The sequence below is a fragment of the Flavobacterium gyeonganense genome, from assembly GCF_029625295.1.
Classification (GTDB): domain Bacteria; phylum Bacteroidota; class Bacteroidia; order Flavobacteriales; family Flavobacteriaceae; genus Flavobacterium; species Flavobacterium gyeonganense.
In genome coordinates, this window is sequence record NZ_CP121112.1 from 1,839,734 (window position 1) to 1,863,063 (window position 23,330).

At 35.3% G+C, this 23,330-nt stretch carries 21 protein-coding genes and 1 pseudogene; 11 read left to right on the plus strand and 11 right to left on the minus strand.

The genetic code is table 11. The annotated features are described in order from the left end of the window. Window positions 1-3: 3 nt before the first annotated feature. Together P5P89_RS07990 and P5P89_RS07995 are read right to left on the minus strand one after the other, a co-directional pair. A complete protein-coding gene (locus tag P5P89_RS07990) occupies window positions 4-1,395 on the minus strand; it encodes a radical SAM protein (protein ID WP_278011461.1) in 1,392 nt (463 codons plus the stop codon). Beyond that, complete coding sequence (locus tag P5P89_RS07995) at window positions 1,385-2,128, minus strand: prolipoprotein diacylglyceryl transferase (protein WP_278011462.1); 744 nt, start codon at window positions 2,126-2,128, stop codon at window positions 1,385-1,387. The genes P5P89_RS07990 and P5P89_RS07995 overlap by 11 nt, the downstream gene beginning before the upstream one ends. A 113-nt stretch (window positions 2,129-2,241) precedes the next feature. On the opposite strand from P5P89_RS07995, the pseudogene P5P89_RS08000 reads away from it, so the two are divergent. Continuing rightward, window positions 2,242-3,197: pseudogene (locus tag P5P89_RS08000) on the plus strand (helix-turn-helix transcriptional regulator). Between the two features lie 46 nt (window positions 3,198-3,243). Here the strand turns inward: P5P89_RS08000 and P5P89_RS08005 are convergent. The 3 genes from P5P89_RS08005 to P5P89_RS08015 all read right to left on the minus strand — a co-directional run bounded on the left by P5P89_RS08005 (window position 3,244) and on the right by P5P89_RS08015 (window position 5,303). Then, complete coding sequence (locus P5P89_RS08005) at window positions 3,244-3,744, minus strand: DinB family protein (protein ID WP_278011463.1); 501 nt, start codon at window positions 3,742-3,744, stop codon at window positions 3,244-3,246. A 49-nt stretch (window positions 3,745-3,793) separates the two neighbouring features. Further along, complete coding sequence (locus tag P5P89_RS08010) at window positions 3,794-4,273, minus strand: DinB family protein (protein WP_278011464.1); 480 nt, start codon at window positions 4,271-4,273, stop codon at window positions 3,794-3,796. Between the two features lie 97 nt (window positions 4,274-4,370). Continuing rightward, window positions 4,371-5,303 carry a 1-phosphofructokinase family hexose kinase gene (locus tag P5P89_RS08015; RefSeq protein WP_278011465.1) on the minus strand — a complete coding sequence of 311 codons (933 nt, stop codon included), beginning with the start codon at window positions 5,301-5,303 and terminating at the stop codon, window positions 4,371-4,373. Between the two features lie 175 nt (window positions 5,304-5,478). On the opposite strand from P5P89_RS08015, the gene P5P89_RS08020 reads away from it, so the two are divergent. Together P5P89_RS08020 and P5P89_RS08025 are read left to right on the plus strand one after the other, a co-directional pair. Then, entirely contained in the window at window positions 5,479-9,534 is a 4,056-nt protein-coding gene (locus P5P89_RS08020) for a T9SS type B sorting domain-containing protein (RefSeq protein ID WP_278011466.1), read from the plus strand. A gap of 216 nt (window positions 9,535-9,750) precedes the next feature. Then, on the plus strand, window positions 9,751-10,227 hold the full coding sequence (locus P5P89_RS08025) for a hypothetical protein (protein WP_278011467.1): 477 nt from the start codon (window positions 9,751-9,753) through the stop codon (window positions 10,225-10,227). A 219-nt stretch (window positions 10,228-10,446) separates the two neighbouring features. Here the strand turns inward: P5P89_RS08025 and P5P89_RS08030 are convergent, their stop codons facing one another. Together P5P89_RS08030 and P5P89_RS08035 are read right to left on the minus strand one after the other, a co-directional pair. Continuing rightward, a complete protein-coding gene (locus P5P89_RS08030; RefSeq protein WP_278009935.1) occupies window positions 10,447-11,556 on the minus strand; it encodes an IS91 family transposase in 1,110 nt (369 codons plus the stop codon). Next, window positions 11,541-12,374, minus strand: coding sequence for a tyrosine-type recombinase/integrase (locus P5P89_RS08035; protein ID WP_278009934.1), 834 nt, complete (start codon window positions 12,372-12,374; stop codon window positions 11,541-11,543). The genes P5P89_RS08030 and P5P89_RS08035 overlap by 16 nt, the downstream gene beginning before the upstream one ends. Before the next feature lie 321 nt (window positions 12,375-12,695). Between P5P89_RS08035 and P5P89_RS08040 the strand changes: the two genes are divergently transcribed. Both P5P89_RS08040 and P5P89_RS08045 read left to right on the plus strand, forming a co-directional pair. Beyond that, the gene (locus tag P5P89_RS08040; RefSeq protein ID WP_278011468.1) at window positions 12,696-13,670 is read left to right on the plus strand and encodes a T9SS type A sorting domain-containing protein; all 975 of its coding nucleotides are present in this window, start codon (window positions 12,696-12,698) and stop codon (window positions 13,668-13,670) included. Between the two features lie 314 nt (window positions 13,671-13,984). Continuing rightward, window positions 13,985-14,800 carry a hypothetical protein gene (locus tag P5P89_RS08045; protein WP_110347319.1) on the plus strand — a complete coding sequence of 272 codons (816 nt, stop codon included), beginning with the start codon at window positions 13,985-13,987 and terminating at the stop codon, window positions 14,798-14,800. Between the two features lie 222 nt (window positions 14,801-15,022). Here the strand turns inward: P5P89_RS08045 and P5P89_RS08050 are convergent, their stop codons facing one another. Beyond that, the gene (locus tag P5P89_RS08050; protein ID WP_278009935.1) at window positions 15,023-16,132 is read right to left on the minus strand and encodes an IS91 family transposase; all 1,110 of its coding nucleotides are present in this window, start codon (window positions 16,130-16,132) and stop codon (window positions 15,023-15,025) included. Beyond that, on the minus strand, window positions 16,117-16,950 hold the full coding sequence (locus tag P5P89_RS08055; RefSeq protein WP_278009934.1) for a tyrosine-type recombinase/integrase: 834 nt from the start codon (window positions 16,948-16,950) through the stop codon (window positions 16,117-16,119). Before P5P89_RS08055 ends, P5P89_RS08050 begins: the two co-directional genes overlap by 16 nt. Window positions 16,951-17,296: 346 nt before the next feature. Here P5P89_RS08055 and P5P89_RS08060 point away from each other — a divergent pair, with 346 nt between their 5' ends. The 3 genes from P5P89_RS08060 (at window position 17,297) to P5P89_RS08070 (ending at window position 19,299) form a co-directional block, all read left to right on the plus strand. Continuing rightward, on the plus strand, window positions 17,297-17,833 hold the full coding sequence (locus tag P5P89_RS08060) for a DMP19 family protein (RefSeq protein WP_278011469.1): 537 nt from the start codon (window positions 17,297-17,299) through the stop codon (window positions 17,831-17,833). A 243-nt stretch (window positions 17,834-18,076) separates the two neighbouring features. Continuing rightward, entirely contained in the window at window positions 18,077-18,451 is a 375-nt protein-coding gene (locus P5P89_RS08065; RefSeq protein ID WP_278011470.1) for a hypothetical protein, read from the plus strand. A 344-nt stretch (window positions 18,452-18,795) separates the two neighbouring features. Further along, window positions 18,796-19,299, plus strand: coding sequence for a PH domain-containing protein (locus tag P5P89_RS08070; protein WP_278011471.1), 504 nt, complete (start codon window positions 18,796-18,798; stop codon window positions 19,297-19,299). A 356-nt stretch (window positions 19,300-19,655) separates the two neighbouring features. On the opposite strand, the gene P5P89_RS08075 is transcribed toward P5P89_RS08070, so the two are convergent. After that, window positions 19,656-20,276 carry an FMN-dependent NADH-azoreductase gene (locus tag P5P89_RS08075; protein WP_278011472.1) on the minus strand — a complete coding sequence of 207 codons (621 nt, stop codon included), beginning with the start codon at window positions 20,274-20,276 and terminating at the stop codon, window positions 19,656-19,658. A gap of 80 nt (window positions 20,277-20,356) precedes the next feature. Between P5P89_RS08075 and P5P89_RS08080 the strand changes: the two genes are divergently transcribed. Both P5P89_RS08080 and P5P89_RS08085 read left to right on the plus strand, forming a co-directional pair. Then, window positions 20,357-21,250, plus strand: a complete 894-nt coding sequence (locus tag P5P89_RS08080) for a LysR family transcriptional regulator (protein WP_278011473.1) — start codon at window positions 20,357-20,359, stop codon at window positions 21,248-21,250. 343 nt (window positions 21,251-21,593) lie between these two features. Beyond that, the gene (locus P5P89_RS08085; RefSeq protein WP_278011474.1) at window positions 21,594-22,463 is read left to right on the plus strand and encodes a DUF6602 domain-containing protein; all 870 of its coding nucleotides are present in this window, start codon (window positions 21,594-21,596) and stop codon (window positions 22,461-22,463) included. A 194-nt stretch (window positions 22,464-22,657) separates the two neighbouring features. Here P5P89_RS08085 and P5P89_RS08090 read toward each other — a convergent pair whose 3' ends face one another. Next, the gene (locus P5P89_RS08090; protein ID WP_278011475.1) at window positions 22,658-22,852 is read right to left on the minus strand and encodes a hypothetical protein; all 195 of its coding nucleotides are present in this window, start codon (window positions 22,850-22,852) and stop codon (window positions 22,658-22,660) included. 137 nt (window positions 22,853-22,989) lie between these two features. Here P5P89_RS08090 and P5P89_RS08095 point away from each other — a divergent pair, with 137 nt between their 5' ends. After that, window positions 22,990-23,205 (plus strand): helix-turn-helix domain-containing protein, encoded by a 216-nt coding sequence (locus P5P89_RS08095; RefSeq protein WP_007807654.1) that lies wholly within the window; start codon window positions 22,990-22,992, stop codon window positions 23,203-23,205. Window positions 23,206-23,330 lie beyond the last annotated feature (125 nt).

The window sequence follows — 23,330 nt, forward strand, 5'->3', positions numbered from 1 at the left end:
AATTTATATAGTACTTCTAAGTTCTTCTAATCTTTCTATTTTTTCGTCTCTGTAAAACAAATTCATGGTTTCAAAAGGGATTATTTTATTATCCTTATTTACAATATGCACACATGATTTTTTAATCGCTCTGACATCAAAATTATAAGCATCTATAAATTGCATAATGATGATGCGAAACAAGTTATCATAACCCAAATTGGGTGCATCAATATTGGGCAGACAGCAGAGAATTGATTTCAGGTTTTCTTCTGCGACTTCTACTGAATTTCCTGTACTGAATAATTCTATCATTTTTCCGCGAAGCACTTCATCCTGTTCGTAAATGATGGTATTTTTACTATTGTCTAACAAGTCATTTGGATTGATGTAACGTGTAAGCGGAAATACCTCATCCTCTAATTTTAAGGCATATCCCATTACCAAAGCATCAGGATTGCAGGGCACGGGCAGCAAATCATCTGAATTAAAAATGGAAGTTTGTTCCAAAATTTTCCTTCTGACCTCGGTTAATGTCATCCTGTCTTTTTCCGGATCAAAATTTTCAAGTCTTCCGGCGATTTGTGTTGGCTGAAAAGTAACCCCTCTGATGCATTTTTGTTTTAATGCAAATTCAATTATTTTTCCAATTTCATTATCATTTAGCCCTTTCTGAAGCGTAACCACCAATGTTGTTGATAAATTTACTTCGTTCAGATTCTCTAAAGCTTGTTTTCTTATCTCGCTTAAATCGGCACCGCGTAACTCCTGCAATACACTGTCTTCAAAAGAATCAAACTGTAAATAAATTTCAAAATCAGGTGAATAGGTTTTCAGCTGTCTGGTAAATTGCTTGTCTTTGGCAATTTTAATTCCATTGGTATTCAACATTAAATGTTTTATCGGAAGGGATTTTGCATAATCTAAAATCTCAAAAAACTGAGGGTGAATTGTAGGTTCGCCGCCACTAATCTGCACAACATCAGGTTCCTTTTCATTTTTAACAACCGTATCCAGCATTCTTTTTATTTCTTCCAGGGTTCTGTGTCTTCCGTATGAAGGTGACGAGCCTGCATAACAAGTCGGACATGTCAGATTACATCGGTCTGTAACCTCAACAACAGTCAGACAGGAATGCTGTTCGTGATCCGGGCATAAACCGCAATCATACGGACAGCCATAATGGGTTTTGGTATTAAAGGTATAAGGCATCTCTGATGGCTTATTGTAGTTTCGGATATTTTTATAATATTGAATATCATCCGCAATTAATACCTTTGAACTTCCGTGTTCCGGACATCTTTTAAGCATGTAAACATGCTCATTCTCAAAAACAATTTTTGCATCAATACGCTTTAAGCATTCGGGACAAAGGCTTAAGGTAAAATCATAATAAGTATACTTTCTAACTGGCATTTTTTACGAATAGATTTAAAATTGTTTTGTGATAATATAATAGACAAATTAAACATAAAATCTGAATGGAGCTTATTCCTGCAACGAAAAAATGATTGGGTTTTATAAATTCTATACAAAACCGGAATGCAAAATAAGAAATCATAAAATACTGAAATAACAAGCCGTTTGGTAGATTTTTGCTTTGGAGTTTCTTCAGAAAACAAAACAGAACAGCTAAAAAAACCAATTCATACAAAGCAATTGGATGCCGCTTTATGTTATCCCCAAGATTCATTCCCAGGAAAAAAGAAGTAGCTTCTCCATATGTGAATTCATTTGTTCCGGATAAAAAGCATCCAATTCTCCCGATAAAAATTCCCAGTAAAATTGGAAACGTAAACAGATCTCCGGAAGATTCTTTTTCACCAATAATTTTTTTAGCGATTTCTACGCCTAAAAGTCCGCCAAAGAGACCTCCCATAATTGTTTTTGTATTAAACAGATCTATAATCGATTTAAAATCTGAAATAAAAACAGGATTTTCTAAAAACCCCACTATTCGGGAACCCAAAAAAGCCCCAATAGCTGCTCCTAAAATAATCGATAACCGATTGATTGTGATGATCCTGTCGACATTTCTTTTCCTTAAAAAAGCATAATACCGATACCCGATAAAAAAGGCTAAATATTCTAAAACTAAATGAATATTAATTTCATAACCAAACCATACGGGCTCAAACGGAATCTTCATTTACAATTATTATTCGGGGTTTTGATTTAATAATACAATTCTGTAAAGATGCGAAAATTTATTGTTTTTAACTCTTTGTGATAAATACTATCTTTGAAAAAAAGATTTAAATAATGGACGAAACCCCAAAACGATTTGACCGAATTGTCGCCATCCTCATTCAATTGCAATCCAAGAAAATTGTAAAGGCACAGGAACTGGCAGATCGTTTTGAATGTAGCCTAAGAACCATTTACCGGGATATTAGAACCCTTGAAGCTTCGGGAGTTCCTATTTATAGTGAAGCCGGGGTGGGTTATGCTTTAATGGACGGTTACAGATTGCCTCCGGTAATGTTTACGCGTGAAGAAGTAAGCAGTTTTATTGCTGCCGAAAAACTGATGCAGAAATTTACCGATCCGTCTTTGGGAACACATTATGCATCGGCGATGTATAAACTGAAATCGGTTTTGCGAAGCAACGACAAAGACTATCTTTCGAATATTGAATCCCGGGTGGTGATGCAAAACGCGGAACCTTTGTTTAACGATAATTCTCCCAATACTTTAGCGGTTCTTTTTGAAGGAATTGCAGAGAAAAAACAGATTTTGCTTTCGTATAAAACTTTTGATAAAGATGAAAAAACGGAACGAAATCTTGAACCTGTTGGCGTTTTTCACGATCACAATAACTGGTATTTCCTAGGCTACTGCCATCTTAGAAAGGATTACAGGCAATTCCGTACAGATCGAATTCAGGCGATAAAAAAACCGACTTAGATTTTACCATCGAACACGATTCTCTGGATACTTATCTGAATAAAAACGAAACCATTCCGACAACCAAAGTCCGAATTTTAATTGATAAAAAAATTGCCCGCTATCTGGAAACAGAACGAAAGTATCACGGTTTTGTCTCGGAAAAAGAAGTTGACGGAAAAATCGAAATGACATTTATGTCACGTGATATAGAAAATGCTTTTCCGAGGTTTTTTATTATGTTTGGTGATTATGCGTCTATATTAGAGCCAGAACAGCTTAAAACGAATATTATTAAACTATTAAACACCATTACCAAAACCCTGTCATAACAAAAAACCCCTAAAGAAACAAAGTTGCATTAGGGGTTTTTAATTTTTAATACTGCTGTTTTACGACATTATAAAAATTATAATCGGTGTTTGAAGCATCTGTAATTCCAAGATTTCGCCCCATCGTTACAATCTGGCCTCTGTGATAAGTGCCGTGATTGATAACCTGGAGCAAATAATCCGAAACGGGCAGTTCACATTCAAACCATGGATTAACGATTTTAACTTCTTTCATTAAATCTTCTTCCGGCAATGAATTGATTAAATGTTTCAATTTTAGAGATGAATTTAATAAGCCTTCAAAGATTTCTTCTTTTGACAATTCGCTTTCGGGTTTCTTTTCTGATAAATCAGTTTCAGAAATAACAGAAAACCAATATTCTTCTGTAGACCAGATATGATCAAGTGTTTTTATAATTGTTGAAAAACTTGAAGATACTTCTGCATACAGCAATTCATCAGATTTCGGCGAAAGCCAGTTTACGAATTGGTGGTTTACCCATAAATTATAATCTGCATAATTGGACATTATTTTCTTTAAACTCATAGCCATTAATTTTAGATTTATTCAATAAAGTTACAGAATTTTTCTACAATTATCTTTCCCAAAAAAATGGCGGTTCGATATTTAAAGCTCTTAAATAAACATAAGCCTGGCCGCGGTGATGAATCTCATTATCTATAAAGTACAAGATATTCTGAATAATCGGAAATTCATACTGCCCGAAAAGTTTAAAAGTCTCGTTGAAATCTTCTACAGATAATTGCTCCCAGTATTTATTGATTTCTGCTGTAGCTTCATCCCATTTTTCAAGATATTGCGCTTTGAAAATCAGTTTCTCCTCTCCTTCAGTATAAGGCTGGCTATCACGGTTTACAATTGCTTTAAGTCCCGGAGCAGCAATTGCCAAAAGTTCATCGGCTAATTTTGCAAACGGACGCATTCCGCCAATTGAGAATTCGAAAAAATCCTTTTCAGGGAAAATCTCAATTAAACGACGTGTTAATGCTCTGTGTCCCTGCCAGTGTTTCAATAAATCTTCTGAAGTAATTACTTGTGCTTCTAATGTTTTCATGATTTTAAAGTTTTAATTTGTTGATACTTCAAAATTATTGAGGGCCGGTGACAACAGTTTGTCAGCAGGAAAAAAATAAATTTTATTTATTTTTGAATCATTTGTTTTTCAGCCATTCAAACAAACGATTGGCATCTTCAAATTTAAATAATTGTGTTCCTTCGTTCATGGTTGCGGCAGATCCGCAGGCTACTCCCCAACGAATAACTTCTTTCAGGCTTTTATTCAGCGACAATGCCCAAACTATTCCGCCTACCATGCTATCTCCTGCCCCAACAGTACTTTTTTTGGCAACATTAGGTGCCGGCACAAATTCGCATTGATCTTTAGTTACCAATATCGCACCTTGCGGACCAAGTGAAACCACAATAATTTCAGCACCTCCTTTAGCAATGATTTCTTTGGCTGCTTCGTCAACTTGTTCGGTTTCCAAACGTTCAACGCCAACCAGTTTTGCTAATTCACCAACATTAGGCTTAATTAAATAAACACCGGTTTCTAATACTTTTTTCAATGCTTCACCGGAAGTATCAACAATTAATTTTGAGTTTGTTTCCTTCGCAATTTCGGCTACTTTCTGATAAAAATCCGAAGACAGACCTTCATTCAGGCTACCGCTTACTACAAGGTATTTTGGTTTCATCTTCGAAATCGTTCCTAAAAGCTTTTCAACTTCTGAATCGGACAGAACATCTCCTGTAAACCCAAAACGATATTGTGAATTGGTATTATCATCAACTGCAATGAAGTTTTCTCTTGTTGCTGTTTCAGTTTCAATTGTTTCAAAATCAACTTTTTCTTTAGCTACTAAATCTTTCAGCATCTCTCCAACCGGTCCGCCTGATGTAAAAACTGCCAGTGAACTTCCGCGAAGACGGGAAATTGCTTTAGAAACATTTATTCCGCCGCCTCCAGCATCAAACTGAGGCTCTTTGCACCTTATTTTCTGCTCAGCAACCAAACCTGAAAAATGGGTGCTTTTATCTACTGAAGGATTTACTGTAAGGGTAACTATATCAAATGATTTCATGTTTACAATATTAGAATAAGAGTATAAATTAAAACTTCTTTGGAATTTAGCAAAATTAAAAGTGGAAAACATTTTCCGTAAAATACAAAAATAAATCATAAAATACTGACAGTCATATGTTTAAAAAGAAATAATTTCGTAACTTTAAGTAGCACAACTAATAAAATTATGAATCATGAGATTTACTCTACTTCTATTTTTATTATTTTATTCGGCTATATCTTCATCACAAGGAATTATAGTCGACACTACAACCTTGGCTATACCGGAACTGGTTAGACAAGAGTTAATGCAGAATGCCTGTGCCAGTGAAAGCAACTTCAAATTTTCATCTCGGGTGGGGATTGGAAAATTCACCAATACCAATCCTAATTTTCCCATTACACATGGAATTATTATTCGGAATGGGATTGCCAAACATACTGAAGGATCTTATACGGGCTTGAATGAAAGCAGTAGGTTAAATAATAATAATGATCCCGATTTGCAGAATATTAGTAATGAAAACGGACAAATTGTACCCATTACTGATGTGAGTTATCTTCAGTTTGATTTCACCCCTTTGTCGAGTAATTTTAGTTTTGATTTTCTTTTTGCTTCGAATGAATATGGCGAATTTCAATGCGGCTTTAGTGATGTTTTTGCCTTTATCCTCACCGATTTAACTACTGGAATCTCTAAAAATCTTGCTGTAGTACCGGGCACAACAACACCCGTTTCCGTTAAAAATATTCGGGATCAGCAGTATAATTCTGCCTGTTTGTCTGCCAACGCCAATTTATTTGACCGTTATAATGTAACCAATCCCACAGTTTCGGCTATCAATATGAGAGGAGAAACCAAGGTTTTGAAAGCCTCTTCATCAGTAATTCCAAATCGTACATACAGCATAAAACTTGCCATTGGAGATTATAACGACAGTAATTATGATTCGGCAGTTTTTATAAAAGGAGGCAGTTTTATAACGACAATGGATTTAGGTCCTGACAGAATTATTTGCGAGGGAGAAACTATCACACTGCAATCTGGACTTGTGGGCAATTATGATTATGTGTGGACTCTCAACGGAGCTGTAATTCCCGGGGAAACAAGCAGTACTTTAACGCTTAATCAAGCCGGAACATACGGACTTACAGCAACACTTTCAGGCTGTGTTATTAAAGACGAAGTAGTGATTAAAGATTTAGTCATTAAATCTCCCAAAGATTTGATTGCCTGCTACAATACAAACGGCGTCTACCAATACAATTTAACCCAGAATAATGTAGCTGCTTTGGGTATTGACCCAGCTAAATATGCTATTTATTATTTTGATTCTTTAACGTCAGCCAATGCAAACGGTCCGGTGATACCACAAAACCAGTTAAACTCTTTTACAAGTTCCGGAAACCAGACTATTTATATCAAAGCGGTACCTGTAAATAACAATAGTTTTTTCTGTAATAACGTAATCTCTTTCGATTTGCTTGTAACCCCTCCTATCAACATTGTAAAACCTTCTGACATTAGCGTTTGCAACAACATTTCAGGAAGAATTATTGTAGATTTAACTACTCAGGAAAGTACCATACTAAACGGGCAGAACCCTTCGGATTACAAAATCAGATATTACACCAGCCAGGCAGCCGCAAACAGTGCAACGAATAACATAACAGATCCAAAAGCCTTCAACACTTCAACAGCACAAACACCACAAACGATTTGGGTGCGAGTTGAAAACATTTCGAGTTCGGTTTGTTTTGCTACTGTCAATTTTAATATAAACATTTTTTCTCTTCCAACAGTAGATGATATTCCGGATGTAGTAGCCTGCAACAGCTACACTTTACCCCCAATTACATCCGGGGAATATTATACGGGACCAAATGGAACAGGTGCTAAACTGAATTCCGGGGATATTATTACCAAAAGTGGAGCCTACTATATTTTCAACAGATCTGCAGCGAACGGTTGCACCAATGAGACTTCTTTTAATGTAATCCTGATATACGAACTTAGTTTTAAAAAAGAAGCCTGTGGCCAATATACAGTTCCACGTGTAGCCGCAGGTGGCTTCTTTACTGCTACAGGAGGGCAAGGAGACTCTATTCCGGCAGGAACAATTTATACCACAAGTCAGACTATTTATTATTATGCCCAAATCAATGGAACTGTTTGTCGTGATGAAGCTTTATCATTTGTGGTTTATCCTTTGCCTTTAGTGGACAAACCGGGCAATGTGGTCACATGTAACTCCTATACGCTTCCTGCTCTGACAAATGGAAATTATTATACAGCAACAGGAGGTACAGGAACACGTTTAAATGCCGGAACCAATATAACCTCAAGTCAGACAGTGTATGTTTTTGCAAATGACGGAAGATGCACCAATCAACATTCCTTTAAAATAGATATTATAAAATCTTCTGCCTTTGTTCCAATTACAAGATGCGGAAATTATATTTTACCGGCTGTAGCTGTAGGAGGTTATTATACTGCTCCGGCTGGACAGGGTCAAAATATTCCGGCGGGAACCAATATTACCACTTCGCAAACCGTATATTATTATGCCAATACCACAACTTCTCCTAATTGTACCGATAACTTAAAATACGAAATCAACATAAAAACACTGCCATTGGTAGATACACCATCGAATAGACTGGAATGCGACCGTTATGTCCTGCCTCCTTTAGTAAATGGAAAGTATTTTACCAAAACCAACGGCGGAGGAACAGCCTTAAAAGCAGGAGATGTCATCACCACAACACAGACCATTTATATTTATGCAGTTGGCCCTGAGTGTACCAATGAACATAGTTTTGTGGTCGAAATCAGAAAACGTCCTTTGGTCGATAGTTTTACAGATGTGGTTACTTGTACAGCTTTTAAACTTCCTGTATTGAAAAACGGAAAATATTATACTGCAACTGGAGGACTGCACGGCCAGGGAACCCAAATTCCCGAAGGCACGCTCATAAATACCAATCAAACTATTTACATCTATAATGAATGGGTTGATTTTACAAGCTGCAGTAATGAAACTTTTTTCAGGGTGAATTACAACGGAATAGATGTTGGTAATTTTGCTGATGTTAATGCTTGCGACAGCTACACCCTGCCACCGTTGCTATTAGGTAATTATTACCCACAGCCCGGAGGAAAAGGCACAGTTATTCCGGCCGGAACTGTTTTAACAACATCTCAAAGAATATATGTTTATGCCGTTTCAGGAAATCGTTTGACATGCACAAGCGAAAAGAACTTTTTAGTCAGCATTTCAGCAACTCCTGTGCTTACAAGCACTCCTGATGTTACCATTTGTGGAAGTTATACATTACCGCCTTTAGCTATTGGGAATTATTACAGCGGACCAAATGCAACCGGAACACGCTATTTAGCCGGACAGCAAATAACCGCAAGTCAGCAAATGTATATTTACGCCGCAGCGGCAACAAACCCCAATTGTACTGCTCAGGATGATTTTTATATTACAGTGTATCCATTGAAAAATCTGGAGTTACGAAACGAAATAATCTGCGTCGATTTTCAAACAGGCACTACTCAGCGTTCCGCAGAATTAAAGTCAGGACTTAATCCCTCGATTTATACTGTTGACTGGTATTTAGCCGGCAATAAAGTAAGTACAGGTCCAAATTATATCGCTGCCAAAGAAGGAACTTATACCCTTCAAATCACCAAAAATACGCCCGATGTTGGTAATGACTGCGGTTACAATCCTGCTACGATTGTTGTCAAAAAATCAAGTCCCGCAGTTGCAAGCATTAACATGACCGACTCTTTTCGGGAAAATACCGATGTTACCGTAACACTGCACAATGGTTTTGGAAGCTATGAATACCAGCTTGATGACGGCAATTTTCAAACCAGCAACGTTTTTTATGATGTTGCTTCGGGAGAGCATGCTATTACCGTACGAGATGTCAAAGGAAATTGCGACGACCAGATTTTAATTATTAATGTGCTCAAATATCCTAAATTCTTCACTCCCAACAACGACGGACACAACGACACCTGGAACATTCCCGATCTCGCTTTTCAGCCCGATGCCGTGATCAATATCTTCGACCGTTACGGAAAAACCATTAAACAGATCAAACCTTCCGGAGCTGGCTGGGATGGCAACTATAATGGCGACCCGCTTCCTTCTACCGATTACTGGTTTCAGGTCTTTTACACGCTAAACGGAACACCTCAGGTTTTCAGGGCACATTTTAGTATAAAACGATAAACATTTGGGCGTGTCACCATCCCGATAGCTATCGGGAGCGTTACTTCGGTAACCTGCTCCCATCCTTCACGCGGGCACAAGAACATTTTGTAAGTTTGGGTGTTATTTTTTTATATTTGGGGAAAAGTAAAAACTTCGTGTATCCATCCATTTTGAGTAGATATGCGAATGTTTGCATCGCATATAAACGAGTTAGTAGAGATTAATACAAAGACTATGGGATTTCAATCAATTGTACACGGACGAATAATAATAAATAATAATCTTAACAGTGCTAGAGAAGTTATTCAAAACTTGGGAAATGAGGAGTGGATGTTTAGAACTGAAATGTTTGGACAAGGTATTTCAAATCCTACATACTACGAAGACCCTGTAATTTCATTCGGTGCAACATATAAGCAGATTGAATATCATTGGACTGAGTTTATTCAAAAATTTGAAAATATCTTGAGGCAAATTGATTTTGATACTGCAAAAATTCAATTGGAAACTGAAATTATGGGGACTTATAATTTCTTTTGGAAATCAAAAAAGCAAGGTAAAAATAATTATGACCAAGATGATAAACTAATTGAAGTAGATGAATGGTTTTTTGGGTTTGGAAATAGAAGCAGATGGGGAACTTTAGAAACTGATTTACTTGAAGAAGAGATTTTTACTTGGGAAGATTTTAAATATCCAATTATTGAATAACGTCTGCTAACAGCTAGAGTTTCGTTGCGGCTGCAAGCCGAACAATGAAACTCCTGTTGAAGGGAACCGGAGTACCTGCCGTCAACACTATGGAGTTATCGTAAAGTTTTGAGAGAGAGTTACAAGAGGCAACTGAGCCTCTTTTTTTTGGAGTAGATTTTCATTGGTTTTTCTCGTGTTTTCCTTCACCTTAGGACATAAGTTCCCTTACCCGTAAAATTAACTTTCACGGGGAATTGGGTTTTGGCATCCGCCAAGATACCAAGCAGGTGGGCCTCGTTGGTCAAAAACCGCTATTGGGTGCAAATTGCCCGTTTTGCAACACGGACATTTGGGCAAAAATGTTTTTTTTGCTACTTTTTCCAAGACCTTTACTTGGAGTTTTGCTTGCAAAAGCTTTAGCTTCCCACGCTTCCAAGTGCTGCTCAAAAAGCCATAATGACGAATCTTGACAAAGCGTTTGGGCAAAATATGCAACGAAAACCGACGGATAAACTCGCCGTGGGTCAATGTCATTTGCTTTTTGACTCCCGCCACTCGGTAATCCTTGTAATCGAAAGTCACGTTTTCGTTGTCAATGCTTTTGATTCGGTGGTTGCTGATGGCGATTTTATGGGTATATCTCCCCAGATACTCCACCACCGAATTGGGACTTCCAAAAGGCTTTTTGGTAAAAACTACCCAAGGCTTCTGCCATAAATGCTGCCGGATTTGCTCGTATTTTATGGGCTCTTTTGCTTTGAGTTTCTGGCAATATTTTGCCCTAAACACTTTCGATAAAGCTTTTACGGGAAACAAGAATTTGCCGTCCGTTCGGCTGTTTTTCCACTGTCCGTCTTTATCGATTCCTCCGCCAGGCACAATACAATGCAGGTGCGGATGAAGGCTCAACTGCTGTCCCCAGGTGTGCAAAACAGCAATCATTCCCAGTTGTATTTCTTTGGCTTTGCCAAATTTTTGAAGCGTTTCCCAAGTCGCTTCAAACAGGGTGTCATACACCATTTTTGGCTGATGCATTGCCAAGGAATTAATGCTGTCGGGCAAGGTAAAAACCACGTGGAAGTATGGCACTGGCAAGAGTTCTGTACTTCGGGCTTCCATCCAATCCTCTCGCTTGTTACCCTGACATTTGGGACAATGTCTGTTCCTGCAAGAGTTGTAACTAATGGTCAGATTTCCACATTCATCACACCCATCGATATGACCGCCCAAATCGGCCGTTCGACATTTTTTGATGGCAGAAAGCGTGTGCAGTTGCCAAGTATTCAAGCCGTAGTTTTCGATTTTTGAGGCAATATTTCGCAGTACATCGGCTACTTCCGGTGGCATTTCTCGAAAAGGGTATCCAGTGGACTAAAGATGCGTTGGCTCTCGAGTTGGGCAATCTGTAAATACTCCAAAGTGGTTTCTAGGTTTTGGTGTCCTAAAAGGTCTTTGAGGGTTATAATATCCATGCCATCTTCGAGTAAATGCGTGGCATAACTATGCCGAAGTGTGTGCGTGTGAACCTCTTTTTTGACACCAGATGCCTTGGCCACTTGCCTCACTACCCATTGCACGCCTCGTTGCGAATACCGATTGTCAAAATCACCTCCTGCTCCATTAGGCAAAGGTTGCCCATTAAAAAGGTAATCTTGTGGTTTTTCGGCTTCGATATATTTTTTGAGCCCTCGTATTAAATGAACCGATAAAGGAACATAGCGGTCTTTTTTGCCTTTGCCTTGCACTACTTTGAGTTGCTTTCTATCGAAATCTAAATCTTGTAATCGTACAGAACGTGCTTCCATACAACGCAATCCGCAACCATAAAGCAATCCAATAAGAATGCGATGTTTGAGTAATTTAGCCCCTTGAAGCATGCCCCAAACTTCTTCTTTACTCAAAACAACGGGTAGTTTTTTCTCGTGTTTTATGGACGGTAAACCCAAGTACTCATAAGGCAAGCCTTCTGATTTTAGAAGAAAGCGAAGACCATAAACACAATGTTTGAAATAAGTTTGTGAAGGGGTTTTGGACTTTTTCTGCTGGTAAAACAAGTAATCTTGTACTTGTTCAGGATCTAAATCCGTTGGGATTTTCCCAAAATACAATGATATAGAAGCAACATGTCGAGAATAATTATTAAAAGTACTTTGACTTCTGCCCAATACCGAAATAGTACGTTCAAAACGATTGATGAGTTCCTCAAATCCTGGAACTTCTCGTTTAGCCTGGTTGAGAATTTTGTTTTCTCTTAATTCTTCAACATTCTTTTTTTTGTAGTCATATCTTACCGAATTTAATTATATTCGTAAGGTACAAAATCACGGTAAGTGCTACCGAAGGTTTAGTTCAACAAGGTATTGTCAAAAGGGGGAAAAGTAAAAACTTCGTGTATACAGCCCAATTTTAGGTAAATAGGGTTACTTTTGTAGCCAATATACGACTTAGGCGTCGGCTCAAACTCAAAAGAAAATAAACAAATCAAAATGAAAAAAACTACTTTAATTTTATTACTATTATTCACTTTTACAAAAATTAATGCTCAATTAGTTGATGAAGAAATTAACTTTAATAATTTGACATCAACAACCGATAATGATTTAGTAAATAAATTTATCCAGCCATATCCAAATGATTATACTCAAGTTTCCGATGGAAATAATGGATACTATTTAAAAACAAATCTACAAGGAGAAGCAACCCGCCCCTTAAAACTTTGTTCCAAATTTAAAGGAATTGACACTGAATCTATGATAATATCAGTTGACTATAAAGTTGAAACTTATCCAACTGGGCCTGTGGGATTTGGTTCTAATTCTGTTGGTATATTTATAGCTAAAAACACGGGAGAATCAATATTAAGCACAACACTATCCGAAAACAGTCTATACCTTTATGGATTATCTAATCCAAATTCAACATATGTTGCTCCAGTATTTGGGGCAAATTTTACTGATGGTAAATGGTATAGATTAACATTTCAATTAACAAAAATTGCAACAAATAAATTTTCTATCTCTTCCAAAATATATGATATTGGAGTTAACGGTAATTCAAATCCTATTTTAAAAGTTACAAATACGAGAGAAGGTTTTAACTACTTTTTTAACCAAACAAATGATATTAATATTCACTTCGTTGGAGGTTGGTGGGGAAATGTTAAGTATCTTGATAATTTTAAAGTTTATGGATTTAAAAACGGAAGTAATTGCTCTAATTTATCAAACAATGATTTCCATTTAGGAAGCAACATTATCGTGTATCCAAATCCTTTTACCAACCAAATAACTATAAACAAGGAAGTTACAAAAATCAACATTTATAATTTAAACGGTCAATTAATATCAACTCATTCCGATATAAATAAAGAAATATCCGTTGAAAAATTAGCAAGTGGAACATACTTATTTGAAATATTTTCACCTGAAGGAGTCCAAATAAAAAAATTAGTAAAAAATTAATTACCTCTCTAGCTCCCCATCTGGTGCTCGTTTGTAACGAATGCCCACATAAATTAAAAGATAAAATCGTAGCGTTTGTAACGCGGTTATTAACTCAAAAGTCCATTAAAGATTATAGACAATTTATTTAAATAGCCGCGTTACAAACGCTTTGTTTAGTTTTTATAAGTAAACAGATACTCGTTACAAACGAGCACCAGATTGAGAGAAATAATACGAAACAAACATTCGCATATACACCTAAATTTGGATAGATAGGCTAATGTTTGTTTCGCATATAAATAAGTTGGTGGCAATTTTAACATCAGAATTTAATGAGACATTTAATTTTATCATTCTGCTTTCTTCTAATTTTAGCTTGTAATAAAAAGGTTGAGACTAAAAAAAGCAACACAAATGATTCTATCGTTGTCCATAACGAAGACGAAATGTATAAAGCACAAAATGGAAAGATCAAAGTCATTGATACTACTTGTATTAATGAACAAAAACGTGCTCTTAATGATATTAAAAACGGTAAAACTGTGTACTATTTCTTTAATGGAATGACTGAAATGTATCGTAGTAATAAAGAAATGGGGCAGATATTATCAAAATACAAAATAGAGATAGATTCAGCAATGACAAGTTGTATAGCCCCGCCCAAAGGATTTACAAGAAATTGCTACATTTCTATAATGAGAAATGAAATTGAAAAAAGACATGGAAAAAAATTTATTGATTCTATTAGAGTTTTAGCCGAGAAACAGTATGCCGAAAATCATCCAAATATCATTTTTGATTTTGAAGAATGTGACACAATTTCGAGGTATCCCGGCACGAAAAACTATAGAGACTTCTTCCATAAACCTGACATGGATTTTTCAAAAGTATTCAAGTATCCTATAGGTTATAAATACAAAACAGGGAAATATTTTTCAAGTACTGACGTAAGCTTTGTTTTGATGAAAAATGGTGAAATTAAAAACATTCAAACCGATGTCACTTTTCAAAATCCTGAAAACTTAAAATTTGAAAATTATTTCAGAAAAAAAGCTGAAGAATTTGTAAAAAACATAAAATGGATTTCTGCAACAAAAAAAGGAATTAAGGTAAATAGTAAAGTGAATTTTATCTACTTCCATAAATAAAAACTGCCTACAACAGCTAGAGTTTCGTTGCGGCTGCAAGCCGAACAATGAAACTCCTGTTGAAGGGAACCGGAGTACCTGCCGTCAACACTATGGAGTTATCGTAAAGTTTTGAGAGAGAGTTACAAGAGGCAACTGAGCCTCTTTTTTTTGGAGTAGATTTTCATTGGTTTTTCTCGTGTTTTCCTTCACCTTAGGACATAAGTTCCCTTACCCGTAAAATTAACTTTCACGGGGAATTGGGTTTTGGCATCCGCCAAGATACCAAGCAGGTGGGCCTCGTTGGTCAAAAACCGCTATTGGGTGCAAATTGCCCGTTTTGCAACACGGACATTTGGGCAAAAATGTTTTTTTTGCTACTTTTTCCAAGACCTTTACTTGGAGTTTTGCTTGCAAAAGCTTTAGCTTCCCACGCTTCCAAGTGCTGCTCAAAAAGCCATAATGACGAATCTTGACAAAGCGTTTGGGCAAAATATGCAACGAAAACCGACGGATAAACTCGCCGTGGGTCAATGTCATTTGCTTTTTGACTCCCGCCACTCGGTAATCCTTGTAATCGAAAGTCACGTTTTCGTTGTCAATGCTTTTGATTCGGTGGTTGCTGATGGCGATTTTATGGGTATATCTCCCCAGATACTCCACCACCGAATTGGGACTTCCAAAAGGCTTTTTGGTAAAAACTACCCAAGGCTTCTGCCATAAATGCTGCCGGATTTGCTCGTATTTTATGGGCTCTTTTGCTTTGAGTTTCTGGCAATATTTTGCCCTAAACACTTTCGATAAAGCTTTTACGGGAAACAAGAATTTGCCGTCCGTTCGGCTGTTTTTCCACTGTCCGTCTTTATCGATTCCTCCGCCAGGCACAATACAATGCAGGTGCGGATGAAGGCTCAACTGCTGTCCCCAGGTGTGCAAAACAGCAATCATTCCCAGTTGTATTTCTTTGGCTTTGCCAAATTTTTGAAGCGTTTCCCAAGTCGCTTCAAACAGGGTGTCATACACCATTTTTGGCTGATGCATTGCCAAGGAATTAATGCTGTCGGGCAAGGTAAAAACCACGTGGAAGTATGGCACTGGCAAGAGTTCTGTACTTCGGGCTTCCATCCAATCCTCTCGCTTGTTACCCTGACATTTGGGACAATGTCTGTTCCTGCAAGAGTTGTAACTAATGGTCAGATTTCCACATTCATCACACCCATCGATATGACCGCCCAAATCGGCCGTTCGACATTTTTTGATGGCAGAAAGCGTGTGCAGTTGCCAAGTATTCAAGCCGTAGTTTTCGATTTTTGAGGCAATATTTCGCAGTACATCGGCTACTTCCGGTGGCATTTCTCGAAAAGGGTATCCAGTGGACTAAAGATGCGTTGGCTCTCGAGTTGGGCAATCTGTAAATACTCCAAAGTGGTTTCTAGGTTTTGGTGTCCTAAAAGGTCTTTGAGGGTTATAATATCCATGCCATCTTCGAGTAAATGCGTGGCATAACTATGCCGAAGTGTGTGCGTGTGAACCTCTTTTTTGACACCAGATGCCTTGGCCACTTGCCTCACTACCCATTGCACGCCTCGTTGCGAATACCGATTGTCAAAATCACCTCCTGCTCCATTAGGCAAAGGTTGCCCATTAAAAAGGTAATCTTGTGGTTTTTCGGCTTCGATATATTTTTTGAGCCCTCGTATTAAATGAACCGATAAAGGAACATAGCGGTCTTTTTTGCCTTTGCCTTGCACTACTTTGAGTTGCTTTCTATCGAAATCTAAATCTTGTAATCGTACAGAACGTGCTTCCATACAACGCAATCCGCAACCATAAAGCAATCCAATAAGAATGCGATGTTTGAGTAATTTAGCCCCTTGAAGCATGCCCCAAACTTCTTCTTTACTCAAAACAACGGGTAGTTTTTTCTCGTGTTTTATGGACGGTAAACCCAAGTACTCATAAGGCAAGCCTTCTGATTTTAGAAGAAAGCGAAGACCATAAACACAATGTTTGAAATAAGTTTGTGAAGGGGTTTTGGACTTTTTCTGCTGGTAAAACAAGTAATCTTGTACTTGTTCAGGATCTAAATCCGTTGGGATTTTCCCAAAATACAATGATATAGAAGCAACATGTCGAGAATAATTATTAAAAGTACTTTGACTTCTGCCCAATACCGAAATAGTACGTTCAAAACGATTGATGAGTTCCTCAAATCCTGGAACTTCTCGTTTAGCCTGGTTGAGAATTTTGTTTTCTCTTAATTCTTCAACATTCTTTTTTTTGTAGTCATATCTTACCGAATTTAATTATATTCGTAAGGTACAAAATCACGGTAAGTGCTACCGAAGGTTTAGTTCAACAGGCGTTTGGTGAGATTGCAAATTTTGTAGTAAATTCACGTTTACATTTCGCAAGAAATTTTATCTTAACCGAAAGAACTCGATTACGAAGTTCGGAACCAAGCGCCAGAACGTTATAAGCAAGCAAAACTCAGACTCGAATTAGAACTAGTAAATTATGCAACAAAGCAATAAATATAGCGGACTTTCTTGGATGACTGAAGAATTAAAAAGTCAATTGATACTTAGAGATAAAATTGTTTTAGAGCAAGATTTTGATTCACTCTTTCAATTAAAGGACAATTCAGATTTTTCTATAGCGTTACACGAAATTCTAATAAATAAAAACGAAAAATCTCCTGAAAAACTTAACTCAATTGAACTGAATTTATTTCTTTGTATGCATATAGAAAACGCAGGACAGGCTGATTCTATTCTCAGTTTTTTGCAAGAATGGTATCCACAATATTCTAAAGAAGTTGTAAATGCATTAAATGAGATTGGAGCTGTAAAATCTTCTGAAATAATTAGACAAGCAGTCGAACTATTACCAAAAAATGGTAGTTGGTTTTTCGATAGTTCAGATGAAAAAACTGAAAGTTTGATGGAAAAAATGGATAGAGAATTTTCAAGCTATCCTGATGGATTATTAAAAGATTTGTATAGAAATTATGCAGAGAATAATAAAAGTAAAATTTTAATTAACCGAACATAAATTACCTGCCTATAGCAGCTGCAACTGATTTGGGCAATTGGCTCAATCGGAAGATGGTTTGGTATTTGGGATGATTTGCTTCGCCTGTTCGCTATCGCTCGGGTGGCAAATCCGAAAATAGGGCTTTAATTTAATCCCAAACCCGCTGTAGTGCCAGAACGTTAGGTACATGCTAAAAGAACTTAAGTGAAAAAAGACATCTCTATTCAAAATATAACAATTGCGTCGATAAAACGTTCTGCGATGGATATTGATACTTGGGAATATTCTAAAATTTCAGCAGAAACTGAAAATAAGTATATTGACTTTGAATTGGATAAAAATGAGCTTCCAATCTTCGAAATAAAAAGCCAAACTAAACATACTTTAATAACAACTCGTCAAATTTTAGAGGTAGAAAATAACATTCTTAAATCAATAGATTTTGAATCAATTGATGATGTTATTTTTGGAGATTTTAAAGGCACTGTAAATAAACCAAAATTATCAATCTTTAGAATTATTGATATTTACGGAGAACAAATTGATTTTCAAATGGAAACAGGAAAAGCTTCAATCGGATTAATTAAAAGTGTAAATACTGTTATAAATTTAAAAAGGGAATCTTTACATGAATAGTAAAACTCAAAAATGTGACGAATGTAAAAGTCTTTATTTTTCAGAATCATCAGAAATGACCTCTTTATGTCCTGAATGCTCATTTTATTTGTATGGAAAGAAAAATTGTGAGCACAAATTTGAAAATGACAGATGCATAAACTGTTATTGGAATGGAAAATCATCCAAATATGTTAATGATTTAAAAAGCGATAAATAGCCTGTACCTAACAGCCACTACAACGGATTTGGGCATTTGGTTTAATGGAAAGTTGGTTTTATACCTGAATGATTTGTCAAATCCGAAAATAGGGCTTAATTTAGTCCCAAACCCATTGTAGTACCAGAACGTTGGCAGTAATTTTATGGAAAATCATACTTCATTCAAAATAAATACAAAATCGGAGTTTAAAGCACTTCAGGATTTAATCTTTGTGACTATTATATGGGTACCTCTTTGCCTCATTTTTGTATTTGTTTTTCCTTCAATTGCTATATTTTTAGGATTGCTTATTTTCTATCTAATCTTATATTTCATCCCAACAATATATTTACATTCAAATTATGAGAAATACAATAAAGGTAAAAATGTCGTAATTAACTCCTCAGAAATTATTTTCGATGGAGATTACATATACAAAGATTCAATCAAAACAATAAACGCAATTGGCTGTCCTTCTACGTTAGGAATAAGTCACTATAGCAGACTTGCACATATGACTGGATATTATTATATAGAGGTTGTTACAAATAATAGTCAAACGGTGATTCTGACTTCATTACTTGACAAAAATATCCTCAAAATAATTAAAGAAAATTTCCCTGATGTAACAATAAATTTGAATTCACAATTTTATCCAATAATTTAAAAAAACTACAGCTAACCGCCATGGCAGTGGCCTTAGTTAATACAAACATATACACCTAAATTTCGGTAGATATACGAATGCTTGTATCGTATATAAACAAGTTAGCGCTTATAACTTCAAAAATCAGAATCTTGACGAAAATATTCAGATACTTAAAACATATAAGTAGAAGTTCTAATTTAATGTAAAAAAGCATTTTATATTAGATTAGCTTTTTCAAAATAAAAAATACTCAAGATACACGTCTCGCACAATTTGCAAATTTAGGAGATTAACCTGTTTTATACTATTTTAGTAAAAACGAGAATATTCACCTCCATAAGATGCTAACTGAGCGAGATGCTGAAATAGTAGTATTAATTTGGAAACCATCTGTCAATCAAAGTTTTTATTTCCAATTTTGCATTTTCAAGAATTGAATTTAATTGGTCTCTATTTTGGTCAACCCCAAAAGCTGAAATCTGTTCTGAAGAGATACCCATAAAATCAAAATTTTGTTTTAGTGTAGATGAAGCAAATTCCTTGATGGTACCGGAATTATTATAATCGAATCCACTGACTACTATTGATAAAGCTTTTTTATCTTTACAAAGACCACTAAAGCCTGTTTCAGGGCTAAAAGAAAATGTCTTATCACTAACGACAATAGCATCTATCCAGGCCTTTACTGTTGCTGGCATTGTAAAATTGTAAATTGGAAAAGCCAATACAATATGATCAGCAGCAATAACTTCCTCTATAAGTTTGTGATGATTAGACAGCGTTAAGAGTTCTGTTTCCGAAAACTCTCTTTTACCCATGTTCCATTCCATTATTAAATTCAAATTTTTTTCTAATAATAATTCTGGCGGCGTTTCAGTTAAATTTAAATGTTTAATTTCTGTTTTTCCTTTTGCCAGTTCCACAAATTCATTAAATAAAATTTTTGTGTATGAGCCATTTCTAGGGGTGTAATTTATTACTAATGTTTTTGTCATTTGTTCTATTTTTTTACAAATATAGAGTCAACACATTAATAATTTTAATTATTTTTGTTTACCTATTTATAATATATGTTATGATTAATTTGGAATGGCTGCGAACATTCAGCGCTATATATGAATGCAAGAATATAACAGAAGCATCAATCAAATTAAATATGACCCAGCCTGGAGTTAGCAAACATTTATCTGCCCTGGAAAGCCATATTGGAAAAAAACTATTTGAAAGAACTACCCGGAAATTAGCACCTACCGAATATGGAAAATTTTTATATTCACAAATCAACAATCCATTAAGTGAATTAGAAAAAGTAGAATATTATTCAGGTCAAAGAGCAAAAAAACAACGATCTGCCATAACAATTGGCTGTACTACAGACTTTTTCAGGAAAGAGTTAATACATCATATTTATACTTTTGACATGTATATAGTGATCCAATTTGGAAATGAAAAAGAATTGATCGAAGCTCTTGAAATGGAAAAAATTCAATTATTGGTCGGAATAAAAAAACACGATACTTACGACCATCAATTCACATACCTAAAGAATGAAGAGTTAGAATTAATTTGCTCCAATTCTATTGTTATTCCGGAGAATATTGAAAAAAATGATACGCAATTCATCACATGGCTTCAAAAACAAACCTGGTTTACCTATGACAATAACCAAAATGATATAAAAAAATTCTGGGATTCCAGATTTAATACTAGTCCCAGAATAGTCCCAAGATATATTTTACCCTCTTATCTGGACATAATAGAAGCTTTAAAAAATAATAGCGGATTTAGTATAGTTCCTAAACATTTATGTGATGAAGAGTTAGACAAAAATTTAATTAAAACACCCATTAAATCTTCTAAAATAATAGAGCAAAAACTATTTTATTCATTCAAGCTGAAGAATAACAACCTGAAAGAAATTAACCTTTTTATAGAGAAGATGGAAAAAACTAATTTACCACCTAATTAAATTAGTTTTTAAGAACACAACTGAATTAGTATGAATATTAGCAACCCCATCTGGCGCTCATTTTAGCATGAAACGATAATCATTTGGGCGTGCCACCATCCCGGCAAGAGGCCCAACATGCTTTGCGGTTATTCGTCCTCTTACCGGCATGCTGTCAGGCTGTCCGCGTTACTTCGGTAACCTGCTCCCATCCTTCACGCGGGCACAAGAACATTTTTGTAAGTTTGAGGTTGTTATTTTTTTATATTTGGAAGAAGTAAAAACTTCGTGTATGCATCCAGTTTTAGTAGTTTGTTACTATTTTGTTACGGACATACGTTAATTAGCTATAATTCAAATCAACATGGGAAATAAAATATTTGATACTATTTTATTGAGAAAGATTGAAAACTTTGTATCTACTTTTGGAGAAGACAGCAATTCTATTTTTAAACTTAACGAGAAACTTATCCATCCGGCAGAATATGGAAAATATAGAGAAAATGCACTAAAAGATTTGTTACAAGTCTTGACTAAGTTTAAAGTGTCAGATGGCTTTGTAATTACCTCAAATGAAAAAGTAAGTACTCAATGTGACGTTGTTGTTTATGATAATTTAGATTTTCCAGTTTTAGAGAATAATTTAGCACAGTTTTTTTCAATTGAAAGTGTTATTTCGATTGGAGAAGTTAAATCTACTTTGAACAAAGCTCAATTTAAAAGTGCTTTGAGAAAACTTGCTGAGAACAAAAAACTTTCTGAAAACATCAATGGAAAACCAAAATTAAAAGTAATATATGGCGACGAATATAATTCCCCAATTTCGTTTTTAGTTTGTAAGAACTTAAAATTCGAACTGGAAAAAATTGATTATGATGAGATCTATAAGGGGATTCCAAAAATATATTGGCATAATTTAATTCTTATAGTAGATCAAGGATTAAGTAACTATACTTTTGCAACCAAGAACTTTTCGGAATCAGATAAATCAGAATTCGTTTCCAATGGAGGTAATATAAATTTAGTATCATTTTTCCCTAATAAATTTTATACTTATAACAATACAACTTATGAATGTAATACAAACTTCCTAAAAGTTGATGACCAGGATCAGTTTAAGCATATAAAAATGTTCATAACTGGATTTTCTCAAGCAATTTTATATAAAACCATATTTCAAACGCAAATTGTGCATTACATGAATTACGAAGTACAAAAGTTATTTCAAACTTGATAAACTATAGCTAACACTCGCTACAATAGATTTTAGACAATTAATTGACTTAATGAAAAGTTAGTTTTACATTTGAGATGAATTGGCAAATTCTAAAAAGGGAAATTAATTAATACCAACTCTTATCCTCCGAAATCTTCTTTAAAAAAAGGAAGTTTTTAAAAGTCTGATCATTCTATGAAGTCTTCACTGAATTAAGAATTTCTTTTTCGAGTTGGATATACCTTCTGTTTAAAATTAGTGATTTCATCTTTCAATTTATTGTTAGCATTATTAAGTAGTTCATTTTGATGTTTCATGATATTTAATAAATCATGCATCGCATTTAAATTTTCCAATTGCACAGAAACGATTTGTTCCAAATCGGCTTTAGTATACCTTCTACTCATAATGTAAGCTTTAAAAATAATTCTTTAGACTTTCTAAACAAATATAATGATATTCTATATAAATACAAGATAAAAATTTAGATATTCTATACTTTTCTTTAATCAAACTATATTTACGGATATAAATTCGAAATCTTATGACTCCTTTAGGACTATATCTTACCAAGAAATCTGTGAATAGAGCAATGGTTTCCAGACGATCCGGAATCAGTCAGGCCCGATTGTCTCAATTGACTTCAAATGAATCAACAAAACTCAGAGCAGATGAATTGTATTTGATTGCTTTGGCCATTGATATTGATCCCGGTGAAATGTTTAAAGAAGTATTTAGTGATTTGAAACTGAAAAAATAAATATTATAATCCTGTACTCAAAATCAGTATTGAAAAATGAATTTTAAAAATCTAACTGCCAGCCAAAAAAACAGCTTAAAAACTTTGGCATTTTATTTAGTTTACGTTTTAATCGCATCCATTCT

Bases quoted from the DNA above. Each gene is read 5' to 3' on its own strand.
- P5P89_RS08020 (WP_278011466.1), top strand. From the start codon at position 5,479: ATGAGATTTACTCTACTTCTATTTTTATTATTTTATTCGGCTATATCT.
- P5P89_RS07990 (WP_278011461.1), bottom strand. From the start codon at position 1,395: ATGCCAGTTAGAAAGTATACTTATTATGATTTTACCTTAAGCCTTTGT.
- P5P89_RS08080 (WP_278011473.1), top strand. From the start codon at position 20,357: ATGATTAATTTGGAATGGCTGCGAACATTCAGCGCTATATATGAATGC.
- P5P89_RS07995 (WP_278011462.1), bottom strand. From the start codon at position 2,128: ATGAAGATTCCGTTTGAGCCCGTATGGTTTGGTTATGAAATTAATATT.
- P5P89_RS08050 (WP_278009935.1), bottom strand. From the start codon at position 16,132: ATGCCACCGGAAGTAGCCGATGTACTGCGAAATATTGCCTCAAAAATC.
- P5P89_RS08040 (WP_278011468.1), top strand. From the start codon at position 12,696: ATGAAAAAAACTACTTTAATTTTATTACTATTATTCACTTTTACAAAA.
- P5P89_RS08065 (WP_278011470.1), top strand. From the start codon at position 18,077: ATGGATATTGATACTTGGGAATATTCTAAAATTTCAGCAGAAACTGAA.
- P5P89_RS08060 (WP_278011469.1), top strand. From the start codon at position 17,297: ATGCAACAAAGCAATAAATATAGCGGACTTTCTTGGATGACTGAAGAA.
- P5P89_RS08005 (WP_278011463.1), bottom strand. From the start codon at position 3,744: ATGAGTTTAAAGAAAATAATGTCCAATTATGCAGATTATAATTTATGG.
- P5P89_RS08025 (WP_278011467.1), top strand. From the start codon at position 9,751: ATGGGATTTCAATCAATTGTACACGGACGAATAATAATAAATAATAAT.
- P5P89_RS08070 (WP_278011471.1), top strand. From the start codon at position 18,796: ATGGAAAATCATACTTCATTCAAAATAAATACAAAATCGGAGTTTAAA.
- P5P89_RS08045 (WP_110347319.1), top strand. From the start codon at position 13,985: ATGAGACATTTAATTTTATCATTCTGCTTTCTTCTAATTTTAGCTTGT.
- P5P89_RS08015 (WP_278011465.1), bottom strand. From the start codon at position 5,303: ATGAAATCATTTGATATAGTTACCCTTACAGTAAATCCTTCAGTAGAT.
- P5P89_RS08095 (WP_007807654.1), top strand. From the start codon at position 22,990: ATGACTCCTTTAGGACTATATCTTACCAAGAAATCTGTGAATAGAGCA.
- P5P89_RS08085 (WP_278011474.1), top strand. From the start codon at position 21,594: ATGGGAAATAAAATATTTGATACTATTTTATTGAGAAAGATTGAAAAC.
- P5P89_RS08010 (WP_278011464.1), bottom strand. From the start codon at position 4,273: ATGAAAACATTAGAAGCACAAGTAATTACTTCAGAAGATTTATTGAAA.
- P5P89_RS08030 (WP_278009935.1), bottom strand. From the start codon at position 11,556: ATGCCACCGGAAGTAGCCGATGTACTGCGAAATATTGCCTCAAAAATC.
- P5P89_RS08075 (WP_278011472.1), bottom strand. From the start codon at position 20,276: ATGACAAAAACATTAGTAATAAATTACACCCCTAGAAATGGCTCATAC.
- P5P89_RS08090 (WP_278011475.1), bottom strand. From the start codon at position 22,852: ATGAGTAGAAGGTATACTAAAGCCGATTTGGAACAAATCGTTTCTGTG.